Annotated in this window: 23 protein-coding genes; 4 read left to right on the top strand and 19 right to left on the bottom strand. The window is 71.1% G+C overall.

Annotated features, from left to right (window positions below):
- Positions 1-173: 173 nt before the first annotated feature.
- The 7 genes from ACYVNR_RS11100 to ACYVNR_RS11070 form a co-directional block, all read right to left on the bottom strand.
- Positions 174-584 (bottom strand): VOC family protein, encoded by a 411-nt coding sequence (locus ACYVNR_RS11100; protein WP_461048116.1) that lies wholly within the window; start codon positions 582-584, stop codon positions 174-176.
- 254 nt (positions 585-838) lie between these two features.
- On the bottom strand, positions 839-1,426 hold the full coding sequence (locus ACYVNR_RS11095; protein ID WP_461048115.1) for an N-acetyltransferase: 588 nt from the start codon (positions 1,424-1,426) through the stop codon (positions 839-841).
- A gap of 64 nt (positions 1,427-1,490) precedes the next feature.
- Complete coding sequence (gene dxs, locus ACYVNR_RS11090; protein WP_461048113.1) at positions 1,491-3,359, bottom strand: 1-deoxy-D-xylulose-5-phosphate synthase; 1,869 nt, start codon at positions 3,357-3,359, stop codon at positions 1,491-1,493.
- Between the two features lie 108 nt (positions 3,360-3,467).
- A complete protein-coding gene (locus tag ACYVNR_RS11085) occupies positions 3,468-3,914 on the bottom strand; it encodes a CoA-binding protein (RefSeq protein WP_461048112.1) in 447 nt (148 codons plus the stop codon).
- Entirely contained in the window at positions 3,911-4,393 is a 483-nt protein-coding gene (locus ACYVNR_RS11080; RefSeq protein ID WP_461048110.1) for an SRPBCC family protein, read from the bottom strand. Before ACYVNR_RS11080 ends, ACYVNR_RS11085 begins: the two co-directional genes overlap by 4 nt.
- Positions 4,390-4,725 (bottom strand): ArsR/SmtB family transcription factor, encoded by a 336-nt coding sequence (locus ACYVNR_RS11075; RefSeq protein ID WP_045192493.1) that lies wholly within the window; start codon positions 4,723-4,725, stop codon positions 4,390-4,392. The genes ACYVNR_RS11080 and ACYVNR_RS11075 overlap by 4 nt, the downstream gene beginning before the upstream one ends.
- Positions 4,726-4,769: 44 nt before the next feature.
- Entirely contained in the window at positions 4,770-5,147 is a 378-nt protein-coding gene (locus tag ACYVNR_RS11070) for a hypothetical protein (protein WP_458800468.1), read from the bottom strand.
- Positions 5,148-5,178: 31 nt separating this feature from the next.
- Between ACYVNR_RS11070 and ACYVNR_RS11065 the strand changes: the two genes are divergently transcribed.
- Positions 5,179-5,925 (top strand): VOC family protein, encoded by a 747-nt coding sequence (locus tag ACYVNR_RS11065; protein WP_461048108.1) that lies wholly within the window; start codon positions 5,179-5,181, stop codon positions 5,923-5,925.
- Positions 5,926-5,928: 3 nt separating this feature from the next.
- Here the strand turns inward: ACYVNR_RS11065 and ACYVNR_RS11060 are convergent, their stop codons facing one another.
- From ACYVNR_RS11060 to ACYVNR_RS11040, 5 genes are all read right to left on the bottom strand, one after another.
- Positions 5,929-7,227 carry a peptidase C39 family protein gene (locus ACYVNR_RS11060; protein ID WP_461048106.1) on the bottom strand — a complete coding sequence of 433 codons (1,299 nt, stop codon included), beginning with the start codon at positions 7,225-7,227 and terminating at the stop codon, positions 5,929-5,931.
- A gap of 118 nt (positions 7,228-7,345) precedes the next feature.
- Positions 7,346-8,491 carry a peptidase C39 family protein gene (locus ACYVNR_RS11055; RefSeq protein WP_461048105.1) on the bottom strand — a complete coding sequence of 382 codons (1,146 nt, stop codon included), beginning with the start codon at positions 8,489-8,491 and terminating at the stop codon, positions 7,346-7,348.
- Positions 8,492-8,596: 105 nt separating this feature from the next.
- Entirely contained in the window at positions 8,597-11,374 is a 2,778-nt protein-coding gene (acnA, locus tag ACYVNR_RS11050; RefSeq protein WP_461048104.1) for an aconitate hydratase AcnA, read from the bottom strand.
- A gap of 190 nt (positions 11,375-11,564) precedes the next feature.
- Positions 11,565-12,839 (bottom strand): class I SAM-dependent RNA methyltransferase, encoded by a 1,275-nt coding sequence (locus tag ACYVNR_RS11045; RefSeq protein ID WP_458800460.1) that lies wholly within the window; start codon positions 12,837-12,839, stop codon positions 11,565-11,567.
- Positions 12,836-14,797, bottom strand: coding sequence for an APC family permease (locus tag ACYVNR_RS11040; RefSeq protein WP_045192662.1), 1,962 nt, complete (start codon positions 14,795-14,797; stop codon positions 12,836-12,838). The genes ACYVNR_RS11045 and ACYVNR_RS11040 overlap by 4 nt, the downstream gene beginning before the upstream one ends.
- 169 nt (positions 14,798-14,966) lie before the next feature.
- Between ACYVNR_RS11040 and ACYVNR_RS11035 the strand changes: the two genes are divergently transcribed.
- Positions 14,967-15,629 (top strand): potassium channel family protein, encoded by a 663-nt coding sequence (locus tag ACYVNR_RS11035; protein ID WP_045192500.1) that lies wholly within the window; start codon positions 14,967-14,969, stop codon positions 15,627-15,629.
- A gap of 22 nt (positions 15,630-15,651) precedes the next feature.
- Complete coding sequence (locus ACYVNR_RS11030; RefSeq protein ID WP_045192502.1) at positions 15,652-16,338, top strand: potassium channel family protein; 687 nt, start codon at positions 15,652-15,654, stop codon at positions 16,336-16,338.
- Between the two features lie 48 nt (positions 16,339-16,386).
- Here ACYVNR_RS11030 and ACYVNR_RS11025 read toward each other — a convergent pair whose 3' ends face one another.
- The 5 genes from ACYVNR_RS11025 to ACYVNR_RS11005 all read right to left on the bottom strand — a co-directional run bounded on the left by ACYVNR_RS11025 (position 16,387) and on the right by ACYVNR_RS11005 (position 19,326).
- Positions 16,387-17,121 carry a DUF3159 domain-containing protein gene (locus ACYVNR_RS11025; RefSeq protein ID WP_461048102.1) on the bottom strand — a complete coding sequence of 245 codons (735 nt, stop codon included), beginning with the start codon at positions 17,119-17,121 and terminating at the stop codon, positions 16,387-16,389.
- On the bottom strand, positions 17,114-17,506 hold the full coding sequence (locus tag ACYVNR_RS11020) for an OB-fold nucleic acid binding domain-containing protein (protein ID WP_045192504.1): 393 nt from the start codon (positions 17,504-17,506) through the stop codon (positions 17,114-17,116). The genes ACYVNR_RS11025 and ACYVNR_RS11020 overlap by 8 nt, the downstream gene beginning before the upstream one ends.
- Positions 17,507-17,552: 46 nt before the next feature.
- Positions 17,553-18,323 carry a DUF3710 domain-containing protein gene (locus ACYVNR_RS11015; RefSeq protein WP_461048100.1) on the bottom strand — a complete coding sequence of 257 codons (771 nt, stop codon included), beginning with the start codon at positions 18,321-18,323 and terminating at the stop codon, positions 17,553-17,555.
- Between the two features lie 98 nt (positions 18,324-18,421).
- Entirely contained in the window at positions 18,422-18,964 is a 543-nt protein-coding gene (dut, locus tag ACYVNR_RS11010) for a dUTP diphosphatase (protein WP_461048098.1), read from the bottom strand.
- Positions 18,965-19,026: 62 nt separating this feature from the next.
- The gene (locus tag ACYVNR_RS11005; protein ID WP_030146251.1) at positions 19,027-19,326 is read right to left on the bottom strand and encodes a DUF4193 domain-containing protein; all 300 of its coding nucleotides are present in this window, start codon (positions 19,324-19,326) and stop codon (positions 19,027-19,029) included.
- 357 nt (positions 19,327-19,683) lie between these two features.
- Here ACYVNR_RS11005 and ACYVNR_RS11000 point away from each other — a divergent pair, with 357 nt between their 5' ends.
- Entirely contained in the window at positions 19,684-19,869 is a 186-nt protein-coding gene (locus tag ACYVNR_RS11000) for a hypothetical protein (RefSeq protein ID WP_045192506.1), read from the top strand.
- Positions 19,870-19,984: 115 nt separating this feature from the next.
- Here the strand turns inward: ACYVNR_RS11000 and ACYVNR_RS10995 are convergent, their stop codons facing one another.
- Positions 19,985-20,926 (bottom strand): inositol monophosphatase family protein, encoded by a 942-nt coding sequence (locus ACYVNR_RS10995; RefSeq protein WP_461048096.1) that lies wholly within the window; start codon positions 20,924-20,926, stop codon positions 19,985-19,987.
- Positions 20,927-20,935: 9 nt separating this feature from the next.
- Positions 20,936-22,060 carry a ferrochelatase gene (locus ACYVNR_RS10990; RefSeq protein ID WP_461048095.1) on the bottom strand — a complete coding sequence of 375 codons (1,125 nt, stop codon included), beginning with the start codon at positions 22,058-22,060 and terminating at the stop codon, positions 20,936-20,938.
- Positions 22,061-22,115: the final 55 nt, after the last annotated feature.

The raw sequence follows: 22,115 nt of genomic DNA, 5'->3' as shown, positions 1-22,115 counted from the left end.
GTCGACCTCACCCCCACCTGATCGGAGCCACGGTGCGGCGGGCGCGACGGATCGGACGGCGAACAGGACTCGCGACGCCGGCTGGCGCCTACCGCCGCAGGCCGGCCCAGGTTCCCGAGGACGGCGGAGCGGTTCGCGCCGCGATGTCCTCGCCGTTGCACGTCGGGGCCGCGCTACCGGCGCTCGGGCCAGACGGGGCCCTGGCCGGTCCAGGTGACGCCCTTGTTGCGGCAGAGGCAGAACGGGTGGCCGACGGGGTCGGTGTAGACGCGCCAGCCGTAGCCGTCGGCCCCGATGGAGTCCTGCCGCCGGTTCGCGCCCAAGGCGAGGATGCGGCGCTCTTCGCCGTCGACGTCGTCGACCTCGAAGTCGAGATGGAACTGCTTGGGGTGCGCACCGTCGGGCCACTGCGGGGCGCGGTAGTCCTCCACCCGGGTGAAGGCCAGCTCGATGTCGCCGAACTGGATGCCGGCCCAGTGTTCGTCGCTGCCCTCCTTGACCGGTCTCCCGGTCACCTGGGCGTAGAACGCGGCCAGCGTCATCGTGTCGGGGCAGTCGATGATGAAGTCGGTGAGTCGCAGCACCGGTCGATCTTCCCAGCACCGAGGCCGCTTCGCTCAGCGACCCCGACGGGTGACCCGACGCCGAGACCGACGACGGCGCGCTGCCCAGCGGGCTGCTTCGTTCGCGGCGGCAGCCACACCGGCGGCCGCCGTCAGGGCGGTGAGGAGCAGGTCCCCCTTGTGGTGGTCGCGTAGTCGCACGCTTGTACGTGCCCGTCGCGGCGAGTCGCAAACATCTCGGGTGCGGCATGACGCCGTCACGTCACGGGTCCCGTTCAGCAGGGGTCGACGATCTTCACCATGACGCAGTTCTTGAGGCCCTTGGGCCGGTCGTAGGTGAAACCGAGCCGCTCGTAGAGCCGACGGGTGCCGTTGTAGAGGAACGACGACGACATCTTCTTGGTCTGGTCGGTCAGGTCGTGGGGATAGCTCTCGACCCGGCCGCCGCCGGCCTCGGCGATCAGGTCGAGCGCGCCGTTGATGGCCAGCTCCGTCACCCCCTGGCGCCGGTGACGTCGGTCGACGAAGACGCAGGTGATCCGGTAGTCAGGGTCTGCCGTCTTCGTCGCGTCGTACTGCTTGAGGTGGTGGAGGGTGGGCAGCTCCGCCGGAGTGCCGTACTCGGCCCACGCGATGGCCTCGTCGCCGTCCATCACGAGTGCGGCGTGCGCCTCGCCCTTCTCGACGTAGGCCTTCTTGAGTGCCCGGTTGGCTTCCGCACCCTGTCCGCGCTCGGGTCCGTCGGGGTGGAACCAGATGCACCAGCAGCCACCGAAGATGCCGTGGTGCCGCTGCACGAGCGCGTCGAACGCCGGCCAGGTCTCAGGGCTGAGTGGGACGACGGTGTACGACTCGCCTGCCATGCCGCACCCTAACCCGCCGTCGGTGCGTCGTGGCGGTTGACAGAGGTGGAGTGTGGGCTCCCCGTCAGCGCAGCCGCGGCTCGAGGTCGGCGACGACCTGGTCGGCGGTGAGGCCGAGCTCCTCGAGGATCTGGCCGCGGGACGCGTGGTCGAGGAACTGCTTCGGTATGCCGTAGGTGTGGACCGGCGCGTCGACGCCGGCTGCGCCCAGGGCGAGGGTGATGGCGGAGCCGACGCCCCCGCTGACGAGGTTGTCCTCGATGACCGCGACCGCGCCTGCGTGGCGGGCGAGCTCGACGAGGTCGTCGCTGACGGGCAGCACCCAGCGCGGGTCGACGACGCGCACGTCGCGACCGTGCGCGGCCACCTTCTCGCCGGCCTCGATCGCGAGGGAGGCGAAGGCGCCGACACCGACGACGAGCAGGTCGACATCCTTGCCGGAGTTCTCGAAGAGCACGTCGACGTCGCCACTGGTGCGCACGGCCGTGAGCGGGTCGGCGACGTCACCCTTCGGGAAGCGGATCACGGTCGGGGCGTCGGAGACGTCGAGGGCCTCGCGCAGCTGGCGCTTGACCTGCTCGCCGTCGCGCGGGGCCGCGAGGCGCAGGCCCGGCACGATCGAGGTGAGGGTCATGTCCCACATGCCGTTGTGCGAGGCTCCGTCGCTCCCGGTCACGCCGGCCCGGTCGAGGATGAAGGTGACGCCGGCCTTGTGCAGCGCGCAGTCCATGAGCAGCTGGTCGAAGGCACGGTTGAGGAACGTCGCGTAGATGGCCACGACCGGGTGCAGACCGGAGTACGCGAGCCCGCTGGCCATGGTGACCGCGTGCTGCTCGGCGATGCCGACGTCGAAGACGCGGTCGGGGTAGGCGGCGGCGAAGCCGTCGAGCCCGACGGGGATGAGCATCGCGGCGGTGAGCGCGACGACGTCGGGGCGCTCGGCCCCGATCGCCACCATCTCCTCGTTGAACTCGTCGGTCCAGATGCGACCCGACACCTCGAAGGGCAGTCCCGTCTCGGGGTTGAACTTGCCGACGCCGTGGAACTGGTCGGCCTCGTCGTCGATGGCGGGCTGGTAGCCGCGCCCCTTCTGGGTGATGACGTGGACGATGACCGGGCCGCCGAAGTCCTTGGCCTTGCGCAGCGCCCGCTCGACGGCCTGCTCGTCGTGCCCGTCGACCGGGCCGATGTACTTCAGGCCGAGGTCCTCGAACATGCCCTGCGGCGCGACGATGTCCTTGATGCCCTTCTTGACGCCGTGCAGCGTCTCGAACATGGCCCCACCGACCACGGGGGTCTTCGCGAGCGACCGCTTGCCCCAGTCAAGGAACCGCTCGTAGCCACGAGTGGTCCGCAGGGTGGCGAGGTGGTCGGCGAGACCGCCGATGGTGGGCGCGTACGAACGCTCGTTGTCGTTGACGACGATCGTGAGGGGCAGCGTCTTGTCGACCGCGATGTTGTTGATCGCCTCCCACGCCAGGCCGCCGGTGAGGGCACCGTCGCCGATGACGGCGACGGTGTGCCTTCCGGTCTCACCGCGCAGCCGGCGGCCCTTCGCGATGCCGTCGGCCCACGACAGGGCCGTGGACGCGTGCGAGTTCTCGACGACGTCGTGCTCGGACTCCGCGCGGCTGGGGTAGCCGGACAGTCCGCCCTGCTTCTTCAGCTTGCTGAAGTCGTGCCTGCCGGTCAGCAGCTTGTGCACGTAGGACTGGTGACCCGTGTCGAAGACGATCGTGTCGCGCGGCGAGTCGAAGACGCGGTGCAGGGCGATGGTCAGCTCGACGACGCCGAGGTTGGGCCCGAGGTGGCCGCCCGTCTTGGACACCTCGGTGACGAGGAAGGTGCGGATCTCCTCAGCCAGTGCGGGCAGCTGGGTCGCCGGCAGCGCCTTGAGCGCTGCAGGGCTCGTGATCGTCTCCAGCAGGGCCACGCTGCGTCGTCCTCTCGGGTGTTCGGTGAAGTCGATCGAGTCTACGGGTCGACGGGACGGGCCTCCCACACGCGCACGCACACCACTGTCACGACCGTCACACGACCATCACTTCCGCGCCTCCCTGGCGGCGTCGACGATGTAGGGCTCCGTGACGAACTGCACGCCGGCGTCTGCCGCCAGTCGTGCGCGCTCTCCGGCCTCCTGGTCGTCGAGGTGGACCCCACGGGGGTCCTTGCCACCGTGCTCGTCGACACCCGACTGGTGCCACAGCACGCGGGCCCCGAGCGCCTGCGCCTCCTCGAGCAGACGCGGCATCTCCTCGATGGGTCGGTGGCTGTAGATGACGTCGGCGCTCTGCGGCAGCGTCCCGGCCTTCTGGGTGTCGGGCCGGCCGTCGACGAGCCTCGTCACGTAGAGGTCGTCGGGGTCGGGGCCTCCCTGGTAGGTGACGTCGAGGCCGGCAGCGACCAGCTCGTCGGGCACCTCCTGCGAGGGCCAGTCGTGGAGCACCACGGTCTGGGCGGCGCGCAGGATCTCGGCAGGTGTGGTCATGACGGATCAGCTTTTCTGGTGGGGGATCCCGCCCTCGTGGGCGGAGCTTCTGGGTCGGCAACCGTCGCGCACCACGGCACGAGCCAGCCGATGACGTTGGGCCAGAAGAGGAAGGCGCGTTCGCCTCCCTCGCGCAGGTACTGGTGCACGGCGACCGTGGTCCCGGCGAGGCCGTCCTCATCGATCGCCTCGAACGTCACGACGGTGCGGGAGTCGTCGACGACGCCGTCCCAGCAGACCCGCCGACCGGGCTCCCAGTCGGTGACCCGCGCGATGACGAGCTCACCGTCCGCGTACCGCTCGAGCACTCGACCACCGACCCCGGGCTCGACGTGCATCGTCGGGCTGCGGCCCGCGTCGAAGTAGTTGATCGGCCCGGGCACCCACCACGACGAGATCTCGGCCGTGAACGCCTCGAACGCGCGGACGGGCGGCGCCGACACCTGCACCGTCGCTCGCGCCTCCGGCCGCGCGGTCATGAGTGCAGGTCGCCCGCCTCGAGGTGCGCCTTGAACGCAGCAAGCTGCTCACCCCATTGCGCCTGCACCTGGTCCATCCAGGCCCGCGCGGCGACGAGACCGTCGCCGTGGAGCGAGAAGATGCGGCGCCGCGCGTCCTCGGGGTCTCGCTGGTCGACGACGAGCCCTGCCTCCTGCAGGGTGCGAAGGTGGCGGCTCATCACGGACGGGGAGACCTCGGCCAGCCGGGCGAGGTCGCCGGCAGCCCGGGGGCCGCGGGCCAGCGCCTCCACCGTGGACAGTCGGACCGGGTCGGCCAGGGCGGCGAAACGCCCCGCCGCTTCATTGCGCATTCCGGCAATATTTCACGGTTTTGGCAATTGTTCAACGGTTGCGGCTAGAGGCGCGGGGCGAAGACCTTGCCCTGCAGCGCCTCGTGGAGCAGCTTGACCGACCGGGACGCCGCCATGAGGCGGATGCCCTCCGCCTCGATCTGCCCGAGGATCTCGGTGAGCGCCTCGGCGGGCACGTGCGGTCCGATGGCCACCCGCGCCTCGCGCCAGGCGTCGCGCATCGCCACCACCTGGCCGTCGACGTGCCGGCCGGTCAGCCAGGCGAGCGCGATGGGGTGGCGCCGCCAGCCGGCATACGAGCGGTAGTCGGGTGGGCACTGGTCGAGCATCCAGAGGACGGCCCGGTCCTCCCACCCCGGCGTGTGCGCCGGGGGGACGCCGTGCGGCCACCCGGGCGGGGTGTGTCCGGTCGGCGTGGGCATGGTTCCAGTGTGCCTGTCCTACTCTTCGGCCATGACGACGGTCAGCTGGGTGACGGCCTTCCTCGACCTGCCGCCCCAGGTCCACGAGGCGGGCTCGCGCTTCTGGACGGGGGTCACGGGGTATGCCGTCTCGCCGCCGCGTGGCGACGAAGGCGAGTTCGCGACGCTCGTCCCCCCGGACGGCGATCCGTTCCTCAAGCTCCAGCGCACCGGTGCGGGTGGTGCCACCCCGACGGGCCCGTCGGTGCACCTCGACCTGCATGTCGCATCGGCCACGGACGCAGCCGCTCGTTCCGAGTCCCTCGGCGCCACGGTCGTGCACCGCGAGACCGACGCATACGTCGTCCTGCGCTCCCCCGGAGGGTTCACGTTCTGCTTCGTCCACGAGCAGCTCGCCAGGCGCCCCGGGCCCACCCGCTGGCCGCACGCGAGCATCGTCGACCAGGTGTGCCTCGACATCCCACCCGACGCGTACGAGGGCGAGTGCGCCTTCTGGTCGATGCTGACCGGATGGCCCCAGCGGACGTCACCGAGCCGCAAGGAGTTCCGTCATCTTGCTCGCCCCGACCACGTCCCGGTGCGCCTGCTGTTGCAGCGCCTCGACGCCGAGTCGGTGACCGTGACCGGTCACCTCGACCTCGCCTGCGACGACCGCCCCACCGAGGTGTCGCGACACGAGCTCCTGGGCGCGGTGGTCGTCGCCGACCACGGCGGCGGCTGGACGACGCTGCGCGACCCGGCCGGCGCCCCGTACTGCGTCACCGACCGGGTCCCGTGACGGCTACCAGTTCGCCTCCGCAGGGGCCTGCGGGAGCGCCCGGCCGGCCGGGCGGATGACGTAGACGATGCCGCCGCTGTGCGGCACCCACACGTTCTCGAACTGCTCACGGTCGTAGGTCACCCGCACCTGGTCGTTGCTCGCGACGAGGTGCGACGCCGGGTCGTTGCAGACGACGTCACCGTCGGGGGTGAAGCCGACGATGACCATGAGGTGGCCGTTCGTGCCGTAGCCGGCGCCCGAGAGCTCGCCCTTCTTGAACGACACCGACGCGACGAGCGGGATGCCTGCGGCGATGAACAGCTCCGCCTCGGCGAGGCTGCGCAGGCGCGTGACGAAACCGGTGAGGTCGCCTCGCGTGGCCGCGTATGCCGTGTTGAAGGGCCAGTTGCCCGCGCCGTCGTACGTGTAGTCGAAGACGTTGCGTGCGGTGAAGTCGACCTGTGCGTCGACGGGCGGGTCGACCCAGCCGGTCTCGGCCACGGACGGCCCCGCACCCCAGTAGTCGACGACCATCGACGTCGAGGTGGGCGAGCACCACGCCTCACCGCCGTTGTCCCACTGCGGGTAGTGCCCGACGTGCACCTCCTGGGAGTACGCGGGCACGTCGAGCACGGTGCCGCACGCAGGACCGTTCGCGCTGCGCGCGACCTTCTTCTCGTCGGGCAGCGCCGAGGCGAAGGCGCCGACGCTGGAGACCGACGGCGTGTCGATGGTGCCGTGCGGCCGCAGCAGCCGCACCTCGAGCTGCCAGTCGCTGAGGGCGTATCCGCTCCGTGTGGCAAGGGTGTCGGTGTAGACGGTGGCGACCGTGTCGCCCTGTCCCGAGACAGAGGTGCGGTGGATGCCGCCGCCGTCGGCGGGGTCCTTGGCGGCCCACTGGCCGAGCACGTAGTCCTTCGTCACGATCCCGCCGCTCGTGCCGCGCACCCTGATCTCGACCCAGGAGCCGCCCGGCGTCGACGCGTTCCACGACGCGACCAGCTCGGTGAGCGCGAAACCCGGAACCACCACCGGCGAGGTCCACGTCGCGACGTCGTAGAGCACCGGGGTCGTCGAGGTGGCGTGCGGGTCGACGTGCTCGACCGTGCGGTCGAAGGGCCCGAAGACGAGCTCGGCGCCCGACCACGAGCGGTAGGCGACGTGCCGTGCGGGCCCGGCATTCTTGGCCGCCGCCCGGGCCCGGGGAGCGCCCACCACTCCCCCGACGGAGGCGAGGGCGGCACCGGCCGCGGCTGTCGTGAGCAGGGCACGGCGGCTGGGCTGGAACGGGGTGACGGACACGGACGAACGACTGGGCATGGCACACCTTCCGGGAGAGGGGAATCGCGTGGGCCAGTCAACACTCGCGGCGTCCGCCGTGGGGGCTTCGCGGAGGAAGATCTCGCATTCAGGACATTCCGCGCAGGAAAATGACGTGTCAGGCCCAGTTCGCCTCGGAAGGAGCGGGCGGCAGGACAAGCTCGGGTGGGTGCACGACGTAGGCGAGCCCGCCGTTGTCGCCGAGCCAGACGCGCTCGAACTGGTCGCGGCGGTAGACCCGGCGCACCTCGTCGTTGCTGGCGATCCGGCCGGAGTTCGGGTCGTTGGAGACGACGTCGCCGTCCGCGGTGAAGCCGACGATGGTGAGCAGGTGGCCGTTCGTGTCGTAGCCCGCACCGTCGAGCTCGTCCTCCCGGAAGGTCACCGAGACGACGAGCGGCACTCCGGCCGCGACGAAGGCCTCGGCCTCGGTGAGGTCGCGCAGCCGGGTGACGTACGCCCGGAGCCCACGGGCCCCGGCGTATGCCGCGTTGAACGCCCAGTTGCCGGCACCGCCGTACGCCCGGTCGAAGACCCGGCGCACGCCGTGGACGACCTCGGGGTCGGTGTCGTGCCCGACCCACGAAACCTCCTCGGCGGTGGGCGCCGCCCCCCAGTGCTCGAGCAGCATGGTCGTGGAGGTCGGCGAGCACCAGGACTGGCCGCCCCGGTCCCAGTCGGGGAAGGTGTCGACGTGCAACCGCTGCGAGCGCGGCGGCACGGGGACCTCGTGCCCGCGGCCGACCCCGGGTTCGCTCGTCGGCTCGTCGGCGGCGATGCACATGCGCTGCGCCGCCCCGGCCACCAGCCGGACCTCTGCCGCCTCCGCCGCTCGACCGGCCAGCGCGGTCAGGCGCAGCTGCCAGCGGTCGAAGCCTCGACCCGGCGCCGAGAGCCACGTGTCGGTGGAGACCTGGCCCGCCTCGAGGTGCTGTCCGCGCACCGTCGTGCGCGTGATCGGCGACTCCCCCGCCGGGTCGTCGTCGGCCCAGCGCGCGAAGGTGAACCACGGCGTCCACCCGGAGTCGTCGGCCACCCGTCCCTCGACGTGGAGCCAGGTGCCGCGCGGCGTGCGCGCGTTCCACGAAGGAATGAGCTCCGTTGCGGCGAAAGGCAGCTCGACGACCGGCGACTCCCAGGTGCGCGCAGAGTACGTGACCTCAGGGGCACCGTCGACGTGGGTATCCGCGTAGGTGAGGTCGGCTGCAGGGCTCCAGTCGAAGCCCGACTCCCACACGGTCAGGACTGCGTGTCGCTCGCTCACCGGACGAGCATGCCATCCGGCCGGACGCGGCGGCGCGTCGGGGCCGACGGCGACGGGCCCGGCCCCGCGCGTGCGGAGACCGGGCCCGTCGGACGGCAGGGTACGTCAGCTCGCGACGAGCGAACGCAGCACGTACTGCAGGATGCCGCCGTTGCGGTAGTAGTCGGCCTCACCGGGGGTGTCGATGCGCACGACCGCATCGAAGGTGACGGCACTCGACTCCTGTCCGTCCTTCGTCGCGACGACCTTGACCGTCTTCGGCGTCGAGCCCTCGTTGAGGGCCGTGATGCCGGTGATCGTGAAGGTCTCGGTGCCGTCGAGGCCGAGCGAGTCGGCGTTCTGCCCAGCCGGGTACTGCAGCGGGATGACGCCCATTCCGATGAGGTTGGAGCGGTGGATGCGCTCGTAGCTCTCGGCGATGACGGCCTTCACGCCGAGCAGGCTCGTGCCCTTGGCTGCCCAGTCGCGTGAGCTGCCCGAGCCGTACTCCTTGCCCGACAGGATGACGAGCGGCGTGCCGGCCGCGGCGTAGCTCTGGGCGGCGTCGTAGATCGTCGTCTGCTCACCGCCCTTGGTGAAGTCGCGCGTGAAGCCGCCCTCGACGCCGTCGAGGAGCAGGTTCTTCAGGCGGATGTTCGCGAACGTGCCACGGATCATGACCTCGTGGTTGCCGCGGCGCGAGCCGTAGGAGTTGAAGTCCTTGCGCTCGATGCCGTGCTCGGCGAGGTACTTGCCGGCGGGGCTGTCGTTCTTGATGGCGCCGGCGGGGCTGATGTGGTCGGTCGTGACCGAGTCGCCGAGCTTGGCGAGCACGCGGGCGCCCTCGATGTCGGCGACGGGCGTCGTCTCCATCGACATGCCGTCGAAGTACGGGGGCTTGCGCACGTAGGTCGACTCGGCGTCCCAGGCGAAGGTGTCACCCTCGGGGGTGGGCAGTGACTTCCAGCGCTCGTCGCCCGCGAAGACGTCGGCGTAGTCGTCGGCGAACATCTGCTGGTTGATGCTCGCCGCGATCGTCTCCTCGACGTCGGCCGGGGCCGGCCAGATGTCCTCCAGGAAGACGTCGTTGCCGTCGGTGTCCTGGCCGAGCGGCTCGGAGTCGAAGTCGAAGTCCATGGTGCCGGCGAGGGCGTACGCGATGACGAGCGGCGGGCTCGCGAGGTAGTTCATCTTGACATCGGGGTTGATGCGACCCTCGAAGTTGCGGTTGCCCGACAGGACCGAGGTGACGGCGAGGTCGTGCTCGTTGATCGCCGCCGAGATCTCGTCGTTGAGCGGGCCCGAGTTGCCGATGCACGTCGTGCAGCCGTAGCCGACGAGGTGGAAGCCGAGCTTCTCGAGGTAGGGCCACATGCCGGCCTTGTCGTAGTAGCCCGTGACGACCTTGGAGCCGGGCGCCATCGACGTCTTGACCCACGGGGCGACCGTGAGGCCCTTCTCGACGGCGTTCTTGGCGAGCATCGCCGCCGCCATCATGACCGACGGGTTCGAGGTGTTGGTGCAGCTCGTGATCGAGGCGATCGACACGATGCCGTGGTCGATCTCGAACTCTCGCCCGTCGGCGTCCTTGACGGCCACCTTCTTCGACGGGCGCCCGTTGGTCGCTCCGTCGGCCGGCTTCTCCCCGCCGTCGTCGATGCCCGGGTCGCTGGCCGGGAAGGACTCGGCCTCGCCGGCGTCGCCCTCGTCGTGCGCGACGTAGGTGGGCAGCACCTTGCGGAAGGACTCCTTGGCGTCGGTCAGGGCGATGCGGTCCTGCGGACGCTTCGGGCCGGCGATCGACGGGACGACCGTGGACAGGTCGAGCTCGAGGTACTCGCTGTAGCGGGCCTCCGGCTGGTCCGGGCCCGCCTTGAGCCACATGCCCTGCTCCTTGGCGTACGCCTCGACGAGGGCGACGCTCTCGTCGGAGCGGCCGGTGAGGCGCAGGTAGTCGAGGGTGACCTCGTCGATCGGGAAGATCGCGCACGTCGAGCCGAACTCGGGGCTCATGTTGCCGATGGTGGCGCGGTTGGCGAGCGGCACCTGCGAGACACCCTCGCCGTAGAACTCGACGAACTTGCCCACCACGCCGTGCTTGCGCAGCATCTCGGTGATGGTGAGGACCACGTCGGTGGCGGTGGCTGCGACGGGGATCGAGCCGCTCAGCTTGAAGCCGACGACGCGCGGGATGAGCATCGAGACGGGCTGGCCGAGCATGGCCGCCTCGGCCTCGATGCCGCCGACGCCCCAGCCGAGCACGCCGAGGCCGTTGACCATCGTCGTGTGCGAGTCGGTGCCGACGCAGGTGTCGGGGTAGGCGACGCCGTCACGCACCATGACGGTGCGGGCGAGGTGCTCGATGTTGACCTGGTGGACGATGCCGGTGCCCGGCGGGACGACCTTGAAGTCGTCGAAGGCGGTCTGGCCCCAGCGCAGGAACTGGTAGCGCTCGCGGTTGCGCTGGTACTCGATCTCGACGTTGCGCTCGAAGGCGTCGGCCCGGCCGAAGACGTCGATGATGACCGAGTGGTCGATGACGAGCTCGGCGGGGGCGAGCGGGTTGATCTTGGCCGGGTCGCCCCCGAGGTCGGCGACGGCCTCGCGCATCGTGGCGAGGTCGACGACGCAGGGGACGCCGGTGAAGTCCTGCATGATCACGCGCGCGGGCGTGAACTGGATCTCCGTGTCGGGCTCGGCGTTCTCGTCCCACGAGCCGAGCGCGCGGATGTGGTCGGCGGTGATGTTCGCACCGTCCTCGGTGCGCAGCAGGTTCTCGAGGAGGACCTTGAGGCTGTAGGGCAGCGTCTCGTGCCCCTCCACGCCTGCGAGGCGGTAGATCTCGTAGGACTGGCCACCGACCTCGAGGGTCCCCTTGGCCTTGAAGCTGTCAACACTGCCCACGACGGGCTCCTTCCAGCAACTGAAGATGTCACGGTGCTCGATTTATCTTGACGTCAAGATATATCTAACCACACGCGGTGGTCCTTGTCAGTCCACCCCTACCCGCCCATCCTGTCCCTGGCGCGCGGCGTTGTCTGCCCGCGAGGCGCCCCCGTCCGGTGTGCCGGGTCGCCGGAGCGCGCGCGGCGTCTCAGTCGGCTGCGGGCTCGAGCACCGCGATGCACTCGACGTGGTGGGTCATCGGGAAGGCGTCCCACGCCTCGAGCGAGACGAGTGCGTAGCCGTGCTCGGCCGCCGCCTTGACGTCTCGAGCCAGCGCCGACGGGTCGCACGCGACGTAGACGACCCTGCGCGGCGCCAGCCGCGCGAGCTGGGCCATGACGTCCTTGCCGGCGCCCGTGCGCGGCGGGTCGAGGACGGCGAGGTCGGCCGAGATGCCCTGCGAGACGAGCGATCTCAGCTCGCGGTCGACGCGGTTGGCGCGCCACTCGACGTTGTCGAGGTGCTCGGTGTTGGCGATGCCGTTGTCGACGGCTCGCGCGTCGCCCTCGACCCCCAGCACGAAGCCGTCAGGCGCGACCAGCTCGCCGAGTCGCATCGTGAACAGGCCCGAGCCGGCATAGAGGTCGAGCACCTTGTCGCCGGGCTCGGCGCCCAGCAGGGCGACGACCCGGGAGAGGAACGTGGAGGCCGCGCCGGGGTGCACCTGCCAGAAGCCGCGCGCGGCCACGACGTACTCACCCTCCCAGTCCCCGTCGACGGCCCGTTCCCCCACGAGACCACCGGTCGGCTCAGGGCCCGGCGCTGCGTCCGACGTCGACGCCGGCACCGGCACGAGCACCGGCTCGTCGGGGTGGGCGGCGTCGACGACGTCGACGGACTCGACGTCGGGCCACTCGGTGTCGAGCACCCCCGAGTCGATGACCCCGCGCGTGGCGATGAGGCAGTCCTCCACGGGCACGACATGGCGGGACCGGTGACCCCGGAGGCCCGCGCGACCGGTCGCGTCGACGGCGAACTCGACGCGGGTGCGCCAGCGCAGCCCCTCCTCGTCGCCCGGGACCGGGCGCACCTCGACGGACACGTCGGTCTTCGCGATGCGCGCGAACTGCTCGCGGACGACGTCCGCCTTGAGCGCGCGCTGGGTGTCGAGGGTGGCGTGCTGGAAGTCGCAGCCTCCGCACTGGCCGGGGACGGCATACGGGCAGGGCCGCTCGACCCGTCCCGGCGCCGCGTCGAGCACCTCGACCGCGTCGGCGCGCACGAAGCTGTCACCGACCCGCCCCTCCGTCACGCGCGCGACGACCCGCTCGCCGGGCAGCGTGTGGCGCACGAAGACGACCTGTCCCTCGTGGCGTGCGACGCAGTGCCCGCCGTGCGCGACCGGGCCGACGTCGACCGTCCACTCCTGACCGGCGAGCGACTCGCCACCAGCGGCGCGCTCGCGGGTGCGGCGTGCGCTCACAGCGCCCCGCCGCGCACCGAGCCGCTGATCGGCGGCTCGTCGATCCAGTCGCGCTCGGCGCCCTCGGACGACTGCAGCTGCCACGGCACGCTGACGACCATGACGCCCGGCGTGAAGAGCAGTCGAGCCTTGAGCCGAAGGGCGCTCTGGTTGTGCAGCACCTGCTCCCACCACTTGCCGAGGACGTACTCGGGCAGGTAGACGGTCACGATGTCGCGCGGGTTGCCGCTGCGGATCGAGCGGACGTAGTCGAGGATCGGCTTGGTGATCTGGCGGTACGGCGAGGCCAGCACCTTGAGCGGCACCGGGATGTCGCGCCTGTCCCACTCGGTCAGCAGCGCCTGCGTCTCGTCGGGGTCGACGTCGACCGTGACCGCCTCGAGGACCGATGGCCGGCTCGCGCGGGCGTAGGCGAGGGCACGCATCGTGGGCTTGTGGATCTTGGAGATGCAGACGATGGCGTGCACGTGGCTCGGCAGCATCGGCCGGTCGACGTCCCAGTCGATGGCGAGCTCGTCGCGCACCCGGTTGTAGTGCTTGCGGATGCCGAGCATCAGGGCGAACAGCAGCACCATGGCGAGGATGGCGTACTTCGCGCCCGCCTGGAACTTCGTCGCGAGCACGACCACCAGGACGGTCGCCGACATCGCCGCGCCGACCGCGTTGATGACGCGGGAGCGCTGCATCCGGCTGCGCTCCTTGGCGTTGCGCTCCAGACGCAGGTGACGGGTCCAGTGCCGCACCATGCCGATCTGGCTGGTCGTGAACGACACGAAGACGCCGACGATGTAGAGCTGGATGAGGGCCGTCACCTCGGCCTTGAAGACGATGACGAGCAGGATCGCCGCACCGGCCAGCATGAGGATGCCGTTGGAGAAGGCCAGCCGATCGCCGCGGGTGTGCATCTGCCGCGGCAGGTAGCCGTCGCGGGCGAGGATCGAGCCGAGCACCGGGAACCCGTTGAACGCCGTGTTGGCAGCGAGGACGAGGATCAGGCCCGTGACGATCGACACGAAGACGACGCCGACGTGGAAGTTCGCGAAGACGGCCTCGGCGAGCTGGCCGATCACGGTGTGCTGGACGTAGCCGTCGCCCACTGCCTCGCCGTTGCGGAGCAGCTGGGTCGCGGGGTCCTCGGCCATCTTGACCCCCGTCCACTGGGACAGGGCGATGATCGAGCTGAGCATCATGATCGACAGGCCGCCCATGAGCAGCAGGGTCGTCGCGGCGTTGTCGCTCTTCGGCTTGCGGAAGGCCGGCACCCCGTTGCTGATCGCCTCGACGCCCGTGAGGGCGGCGCAGCCCGAGGAGAAGGCCCGCAGCAGCAGGAACGCCGCCGCGATGCCCGTCAGCTCGTCGCCGTGCTGCGACACGAGCGTCAGCGAGGAGCTCTCGGCCGGCGTGAGGGAACCGGTGAAGTGCTGGATGAAGCCGTAGAGGCCCATCCCGATGATGGCGACCATGAACGCGTAGACGGGCACCGCGAAGGCCTTGCCCGACTCACGGACGCCGCGCAGGTTCATCGCCGTGAGGAACAGGATCAGCGCGACGGCGACGAGGACCTCGCGCCCACGCACGAAGCCGAGAACCGTGGCGGCGTTCTGGACGCCGGACGAGATGGAGACGGCGACGGTCAGCACGTAGTCGACGAGCAGTGCGCTCGCGACGGTGAGCCCGGCCTTGGGCCCGAGGTTGACGGTCGCCACCTCGTAGTCGCCGCCACCAGACGGGTAGGCGTGCACGTTCTGGCGGTAGGACGCGACGACGACGACCATGACGAGGACGACCGCGACGGTGATCTGCCAGCTGTGCGTGACCGCGAACGCGCCGCCCGCGAGACCGAGCATGAGCAGGATCTCGTCGGGCGCGTACGCCACCGACGACAGCGCGTCGCTCGCGAAGATGGGCAGGGCAAGGCGCTTGGGCAGCAGCGTCTCGCCCAGCTTGTCGCTGCGCATCGCGCGGCCGAGGAGAAGTCGCTTGAACAGCGAACCGGTACCGGGCACGACGCAACTGTATGACGGATCGCCGGGTCGCACTCACCCCGCGTGAGCCACCTGTTCGAGGGCTGGGCGACCCGTCACGCCTGCACGGTGGGCGGCCTCGTCACGGTGTAGCGTCGCGTCCGTGCACTTCGTCATCATGGGATGCGGCCGCGTCGGGTCGACCCTCGCCCGCACTCTCGGTCGTGGTGGCCATGACGTCGCGATCATCGACGTCGACGCCTCGGCCTTCCGCCGCCTCGGCACCTCGTTCGAGGGCCAGACCGTCACCGGGGTCGGCTTCGACCGCGACACGCTGGTGGCCGCCGGCATCCGTGACGCGTACGCCTTCGCGGCCGTGAGCAGCGGCGACAACTCCAACATCCTCGCCGCGCGCGTGGCTCGTGAGACCTTCGGCGTCGAGCACGTCGCGGCACGCATCTACGACCCACAGCGCGCCATGGTCTACCAGCGCCTCGGCATCCCCACGGTGGCCACGGTGCGCTGGACCGCCGACCAGATGATCCAGCGCCTCCTCCCCCAGGGCTCCGTCCCCGAGCTGACCGACCCCAGCGGCAAGATCGTCATCGCCGAGGTGCCCCTCGCCGAGGCCTGGGTCGGGCGCCCGCTCACCGAGGTCGAGCACCAGACCGGCGCCCGCGTCGCCTACGTCACGCGGCTCGGCGAGGGCACCCTCCCCCGACCCGACATGGTCGTCCAGCAGGGCGACCTCGTGCACCTCGCGGTGCAGAGCGAGGAGCTCGCCCGCGTCGAGCGGCTCTGCGACTCGGCCCCCGCCGCCCACTGACCGGCACAGGAGAAGAACAAGCATGCGCGTCGTCATCGCCGGGGCCGGGAGTGTCGGCCGGTCCATCGCCCGCGAGCTGCTCGGCAACGGGCACCAGGTGCTGCTCATCGACAAGGACGCCGACGACGTCCAGGCCTCCCGCGTGCCCGAGGCGTCGTGGCTGCTCGCCGACGCGTGCGAGCTCGCCGCCCTCGAGGAGGCCCGCCTCGAGGAGTCCGACGTGTGCGTGGCGGCCACCGGTGACGACAAGGCCAACCTCGTGCTCTCGCTGCTGGCCAAGACCGAGTTCGGGGTGCCGCGCACCGTGGCCCGCGTCAACAACCCGAAGAACGAGTGGATGTTCGACGAGTCGTGGGGCGTCGACGTCGCCGTGTCGACGCCGCGGCTCATGACGGCCCTCATCGAGGAGGCCGTCAGCATCGGTGACCTCGTGCGCATCTTCGAGTTCCAGCAGGGACGCGCCTCGATGGTCGAGATCACGCTCCCCGAGGGCAGCCGGTTCGCCGGTCGCCGCGTCGGCGACGTCGACTGGCCCACCGACACGGTGCTCGTCGCGATCATCCGCGACGAGCGGCCGCTGGCCCCGACGCCCGACGACGCGATCGAGGCCGGCGACGAGCTGCTCTTCATCACCACCCCCGAGCAGGAGGCTCGGCTCCAGGACCTCGTCGCACCCGACGACCGGCACCGCATCAACGACGCCGGCTGACCCGGCCCCGCGGGGCCGAACCGGTCACGCCCTCCGCGCCGGCGCGGCTCAGGCCGGCGCGCGGTTCGGGTCGATCGGCGTGTGCCCCCGCAGCAGGATCGCGCCCATCGCCGTCACGGCGAGCAGGTAGGCCGGGAAGCCGAGCACGACCTTCGCGACGCCGAGCGCCGAGACCTGCTCGGCGACGTAGAGCGGCACCATGATGGCCAGCCGCAGGACGTTGAGGGCGATGAGCACCCAGGTGAGTCGAGCCGCGACGGTGACGATGCCGGCATGGCGGCGCCACCAGGTGGGGTCCTTCGCGAAGGCCTCGGGCTCGGCGACGCCGACCACGAAGCCGAAGATCGGCCACCTCGCCAGGTTCGTCACGAGGAACAGCACGAGCAGCCCGGCGTTCTGGAGCATCCCGGGCAGGAACGCGTCCTCGGCGCGACCGGACCGCAGGGCGAAGAAGGCCGAGATGGCCACTCCCACAGCGGCATACGCGATGAAGCGGGGATCCTGGCGCTGGACCAGGCGGACCAGGAGGAGCAGCACCACACCGGCTCCGGCGACGATGAGCGCGGTGCGGAGGTCCTGCGTGCGCGCCCAGGCGATGGTGAAGGCCACCACGGGCAGCGCCGACTCGATGGCGCCGCGCCAGCCACCGATGGCCTCCGACAGCTTGTCGCGGAGCAGCTCCTCGACGGTCTCGTAGCGGCGCAGGTCGGCCTCGGACCGGGCGATCCCGTCGCCGTCCGACTCGGTTCCGGGGACCGGGGTGCCGCGGTCGGCCTCAGCCATGCTGCTGCCCGGGCCGGCCGATGATCTCGTAGGCCGGGTTGAACATCGTCGTGACCTTCCGGCGGGTGGTGATGCGGCCAGTGGCCTGGATCTTGATGCCGGGCACGATGCCGGCGATGCGCCGCCGCCCCAGCCAGACCAGGTGCAGCGACTCGGTGCCGTCCCAGACCTCGACGTCGAGAGCAGGGGTCTCGTCGCGGGGACGCAGCGTCACCGAGCGCACCTCGCCGAGGATGGTCACCTTCGTGCGCTGCCGCGCGTCGCTGATGTGGACGACACCTTGGTCGATCGACTCGCGGCGCAGCTCGTCGGCCTCGAGCTCGTGGGACGAGCGGGTCAGGCGGTGGGTGAGGCGCCGCAGGGCGCCGGGCTGGCCCGTGCTCACGAGAGGGTCCGGTCGGGACACGGCGCGGGAGGGCACGGGCCGGCCATCAACGCACCTCGGTGATCTCGGGACCGCGCTCGAACGGGTTGAGGTCGGTGCCGCCCGAGTCGGTGCCCGGCTGCTCGGCCTGGGCGGTGCCGTCGGCGTCGGGCAGGCGCAGCGGCAGCAGCTCGCGGGGCGGCATGGCCTCTTCGCCACGGTCGATCACGGCCGTGCGGATGACCTCGTGCACCGAGTCCGCGGCGGCCGGCTCGATGGCGGCGCGGCCGGACACGACGGCGCGAAGGAACCAGCGCGGGCCGTCGACGCCGACGAAGCGAGCCGGCATGAAGACGGTGCGGCCGTCGGGTCCCGCCTGCGGCATCCGCGTGAGCAGCTCCTCGCCGAACTCGCCGGTGAGCACCTCGGCCGTGCCGCCGGCGTCGACGATGCTGGCCGCGATCTCGTTGCGGATGTCGACCCAGACGCCCTCGGTGCGCGGCGCCGCGAAGGCCTGCAGCTGCACGGCGGACTCGCCGATGACCGCGGTCACGCCGGTGATCTGCTGCTCCTGCTCGTTGATCTCGAGACGCAGCTCCATGCCCTGCTGCCCGCGCAACCAGATGGCGCCGAGGTTGAGGTAGTCGCTGTCGTCGTCGACCTCAGCACGGTCGAACGGGCCCGCCTTGCCCTCACGGCCGCCGTCGCCGTGGTCCGCGGAGTGAGAGAGCTCGTCCCGGTCGTCGGAGAGGTCGTCGACCTCGGCATCCAGGGCCTCGGCGTCCACGGCAGCGGTGTCCGGGCGGTCCTTCGACTTGCCCCGGCTGAAGAGTCCCACGTCATTCCGTCCTTTGAAGTCCTGCGGCTCGGCGGGCGCCCTGCCCAGCCATGTCGTCGCCGGCGCTGACGCAGCGCCCGGCGAACCGTATCCGATGATCACGCCCCGGTGGGCGTCTCCCCCGCCGTCGGCGAGCTGGCAGCCCCCGGACCGAACCCTCCGGTGGATCCGTGTCCAGTGTCCCCCCGACTGGTCCGGTCGAGCGAATCGACCTCGACGAAGCGCACGCGCTCGACCCGCTGCACGACGAGCTGAGCGATCCGGTCACCTCGTCGCACGGTGAACGGCTCGCGCGGGTCGAGGTTGACGAGGTTGACGAGGATCTCGCCGCGGTAGCCCTCGTCCACGGTGCCGGGCGCGTTGACGATGGTGATCCCGTGGCGCGCCGCGAGACCCGACCGGGGGTGCACGAAACCGGCGTGGCCGGGGGGCAGGGCCAGCGCGACCCCGGTCGGCACGAGCACCCGCTCCCCCGGCTCGATCGTCACGTCGACGCGGGCACAGAGGTCGGCGCCGGCGTCGCCCGGGTGCGCGTAGCCGGGCAGCGGGAGGTCGGCGTCGAGGAGACGGACCGGAACCTCCGGCAGAGCGTCGGTGAGAACGTCGGCGAGCTCGCCGGGGACAGCACAAGGGTCGGTCACGAGGACCGACCCTACTTGCCCGACGTGCTGCCGGGGCTGCTGCCTGACTGTCTCGGAGGCGCTCAGGCCGCGCACTCCGTGCAGATCATCATGCCGTTGCTCTCCTTGGCGAGCTGGCTGCGGTGGTGCACCAGGAAGCAACGCCCACAGGTGAACTCGTCGGCCTGCTTGGGCAGGACCCGCACCGACAGCTCCTCGCCGGAGAGGTCGGCACCCGGGAGCTCGAAACCCTCGGCCTGCTCGGTCTCGTCGACGTCCACGCTCGACGACGTCTTGTCGACCCGACGCGACTTGAGCTCCTCGATGGAGTCCTCGTTCAGGTCGTCGTCGGTCTTGCGTGGCGCATCGTAATCGGTTGCCATGTGTCGTCTCGCTTCTACTCGTGCTGCGCCTTGCGGTCTGTGACGCGGAGAACGCTTGCAGGCCCGTGCTTGTTCCCGAGGGAAAACACGGTGTCGACGTCGTTGTCACACCCACGAAACATGTCCGCGTGCGCGTATGGTGCCCGATCGCCGCCGGGATGTCACGTCGCACCCGCCAACGGCTGAGACGAGGCGGTCACCGGGGCCCACCAACTCTGGGCACACCTACCCTTTTCGGACCAACAGTTCACCTACCCTTTGCCATCCACCGACCTGGGCAGGTGCACATTGGAGGTCCTACAGCGCGGTAGGGTCTCCGGACCCGACCCGATCGACTACCAGGCCCGGAGGTGGCACATGACCGAGTTCGTCGACCAGATCAGGCAACGTGTCAACGACGCGCTGGGCGACCTCGCGGACGCCCGACGGGTGGGCGACGACTACCGCATCCAGGTGCACACGGGAGAGCTCGAGTCGTTCGCGCGGCTCGCTGCCGAGAACGGCATCCGTGTTCCCGAGCTCGAGCCGTTCCGCGCTGCCTGAGCCTGCCTGAGCCGCGTCGCCCCCGCGGACGTATGCCGTCCGCCGCGTCAGACGACGAACGCCCCTCCCGGTCCTGCCGGAGGGGCGTTCGTCGTGTGGTGGGTGGCGCGTCGGCTCAGTCCCCGTGGTCGGCGCCGGCGAGGAAGAGCGCCCTCACCTGCTCCACGAGGGCAGGTCCTGCGGCGACGGTCAGCGCCTTGCCGGGATGGTCGCCCTCGCCGACGACGACGGCGCCCGCCTCCTCGGCGATGAGCCACCCGGCGGCGAGGTCCCACGCGTTGAGCCCGGTCTCGGCGTACGCGTCGACCGACCCGTCGGCAACGCGCACGAGGTCGAGGGCGGCGCTGCCGATGCGACGGATGTCGCGCACCAGGGGCAGCACCCGGCGCAGGACGTCGGCCTGGCGCGCCCGCACCTCGGGGGCGTAGCCGAAGCCGGTGGCGAGCAGGGTGCGACCCAGCCGGTCCTCTGCCGAGGCAGCGAGCCGTCTCACCGCGAGGCCCGCCGAGTCGTCCGAGTCGTCCGCGTCGATCGAGTCGTCCGCGTCGCGCGAGTCGTCGGGCCCGTCGGGGAGGTGGCCCTCGGGACGGGTCCACGCCCCCGTGCCCACGCCGGCGTGATGGACCAGCCGGAGGCAGGGATCGGCCACCGCACCGGCGACCGGGGTCCAGCCGCCCTGCGCCCGGGCATCCCCCACGACGACGGCCACCGACACGGCATACGCGGGCACCTCGTAGAGGTAGTTGACGGTGCCGTCGATGGGGTCGATGACCCACGTGAGGCCCGAGGTCCCGTCGACGTCGGCGCCCTCCTCGCCGAGGATGCCGTCCTCGGGACGCGCTTGCTGGATCAGCCGGTGCAGCAGCTCCTCGGAGCGGCGGTCCATCACGGTGACGACGTCGGTCTCGGTCGACTTCGTGGCGGCGACCCCCATGCGAGGCGGCCGCTCGTCACGGATGAAACGGGCTGCCTCCGTCGCGAGCTCGATGCAGAGCCGCTCGAGCTCCTCGACGGTGACCCCGGTGGGCAGGGAGGGGGCGGTGCGCGCGGTGCTCATGCGGACCTCTCAGTCGCTGCCGCAGAGGGCAGGTCGGGCGTGCCGCAGGTTCGGGCAGCAGCCGGGCTCGCAGACCGACGGGCGGCGCCCCTCGAACTGCGGCACCCCCTCGCCGCGCGCCTCGGCGGCCCGCTCGAGCAGGGCGTCGACGAGGTCGCCGACGAAGGTCGGCGAGGTGCCGACGGTGGGCACGCGCACGAGGCGAAGGCCCAGCTCGTCGGCCGTCTCCTGCGCCTCGGTGTCGAGGTCGTAGACGACCTCCATGTGGTCGCTGACGAACCCGATCGGGGCGACGACGGCCGTGCGCACGCCCTCGGCCGCCAGCTCGCGCAGCCGGTCGTTGACGTCGGGCTCGAGCCACGGGTGCGAAGGCGGCCCGGACCGTGAGCAGAACACGAGCTCGCCGGTGAGGTCCCGGCCGAGGAGCCGGCCCGCCTCCTCCGCGAGCCGCGAGGCGAGCGCGAGGTGCTGACGGCGGTAGAGGTTGCCCTCGCCGTCGCCCGGGCCGGACGTGTCGTCCATCGCGTCGGGGATCGAGTGGGTGACGAAGAGCAGCGCGATCTCCCCGTCCGGCGCCCCGTCGAGCGCTCGGAGGGAGCGCACCAGCTCGTCGAGGTTGGCCGCGGCGAAGCCGGGGCGGGGCGCGTACTGGGCGACCTTGTCGATCGTCAGCTCGATGCCCTCCTCGGCAACGGTCGCGGCGGCGTCGGCGAGGTTCTCGCGGTACTGGCGGCACGACGAGTAGCAGGAGTAGGCGCTCGTGGTCAGCACCACGACCCGCCGGTGGCCGTCCGCGTGGATCTCGCGGAAGGCGTCGTCGATGAAGGGCGCGCTGTTGCGGTTGCCCCACACGATCGGCGTGTCGATGCCCCGGCTGTCGAGCTCGCCGCGCAGGGCCGCGATGAGGGCCCGGTTCTGGTCGTTGATCGGGCTACGCCCACCGAAGTGGTGGTAGTGCTCCCCCACCGCCGCGAGGCGCTCGTCGGGGATGCCCCGACCCGCCGTCACCCGGCGCAGGAACGGCATGACCTCATCGGGTGCCTCGGGGCCGCCGAAACCGAGCAGCAGCACGGCGTCGTAGGGCGCGAGAGCGTTCTCGTCGGACTGGTCAGGTGCCTGCGGTGTGTCTGTCATCTCTCCGCCATCGGATCGTGGGCCACGGGGGTTGTCGGCAGTCGTTCGGAGCCGT

It is taken from the genome of Terrabacter koreensis (genome assembly GCF_054783315.1).
The sequence above is the reverse complement of the archived record's forward strand: the minus strand, read 5'-3'. Positions and strand labels throughout refer to the sequence as shown.

Bases quoted from the DNA above. Each gene is read 5' to 3' on its own strand.
- ACYVNR_RS11095 (WP_461048115.1), bottom strand. From the start codon at position 1,426: ATGGCAGGCGAGTCGTACACCGTCGTCCCACTCAGCCCTGAGACCTGG.
- ACYVNR_RS11085 (WP_461048112.1), bottom strand. From the start codon at position 3,914: ATGACCACACCTGCCGAGATCCTGCGCGCCGCCCAGACCGTGGTGCTC.
- ACYVNR_RS11080 (WP_461048110.1), bottom strand. From the start codon at position 4,393: ATGACCGCGCGGCCGGAGGCGCGAGCGACGGTGCAGGTGTCGGCGCCG.
- ACYVNR_RS11075 (WP_045192493.1), bottom strand. From the start codon at position 4,725: ATGCGCAATGAAGCGGCGGGGCGTTTCGCCGCCCTGGCCGACCCGGTC.
- ACYVNR_RS11070 (WP_458800468.1), bottom strand. From the start codon at position 5,147: ATGCCCACGCCGACCGGACACACCCCGCCCGGGTGGCCGCACGGCGTC.
- ACYVNR_RS11065 (WP_461048108.1), top strand. From the start codon at position 5,179: ATGACGACGGTCAGCTGGGTGACGGCCTTCCTCGACCTGCCGCCCCAG.
- ACYVNR_RS11060 (WP_461048106.1), bottom strand. From the start codon at position 7,227: ATGCCCAGTCGTTCGTCCGTGTCCGTCACCCCGTTCCAGCCCAGCCGC.
- ACYVNR_RS11040 (WP_045192662.1), bottom strand. From the start codon at position 14,797: ATGCGCAGCGACAAGCTGGGCGAGACGCTGCTGCCCAAGCGCCTTGCC.
- ACYVNR_RS11030 (WP_045192502.1), top strand. From the start codon at position 15,652: ATGCGCGTCGTCATCGCCGGGGCCGGGAGTGTCGGCCGGTCCATCGCC.
- ACYVNR_RS11025 (WP_461048102.1), bottom strand. From the start codon at position 17,121: ATGGCTGAGGCCGACCGCGGCACCCCGGTCCCCGGAACCGAGTCGGAC.
- ACYVNR_RS11005 (WP_030146251.1), bottom strand. From the start codon at position 19,326: ATGGCAACCGATTACGATGCGCCACGCAAGACCGACGACGACCTGAAC.
- ACYVNR_RS11000 (WP_045192506.1), top strand. From the start codon at position 19,684: ATGACCGAGTTCGTCGACCAGATCAGGCAACGTGTCAACGACGCGCTG.
- ACYVNR_RS10995 (WP_461048096.1), bottom strand. From the start codon at position 20,926: ATGAGCACCGCGCGCACCGCCCCCTCCCTGCCCACCGGGGTCACCGTC.
- ACYVNR_RS10990 (WP_461048095.1), bottom strand. From the start codon at position 22,060: ATGACAGACACACCGCAGGCACCTGACCAGTCCGACGAGAACGCTCTC.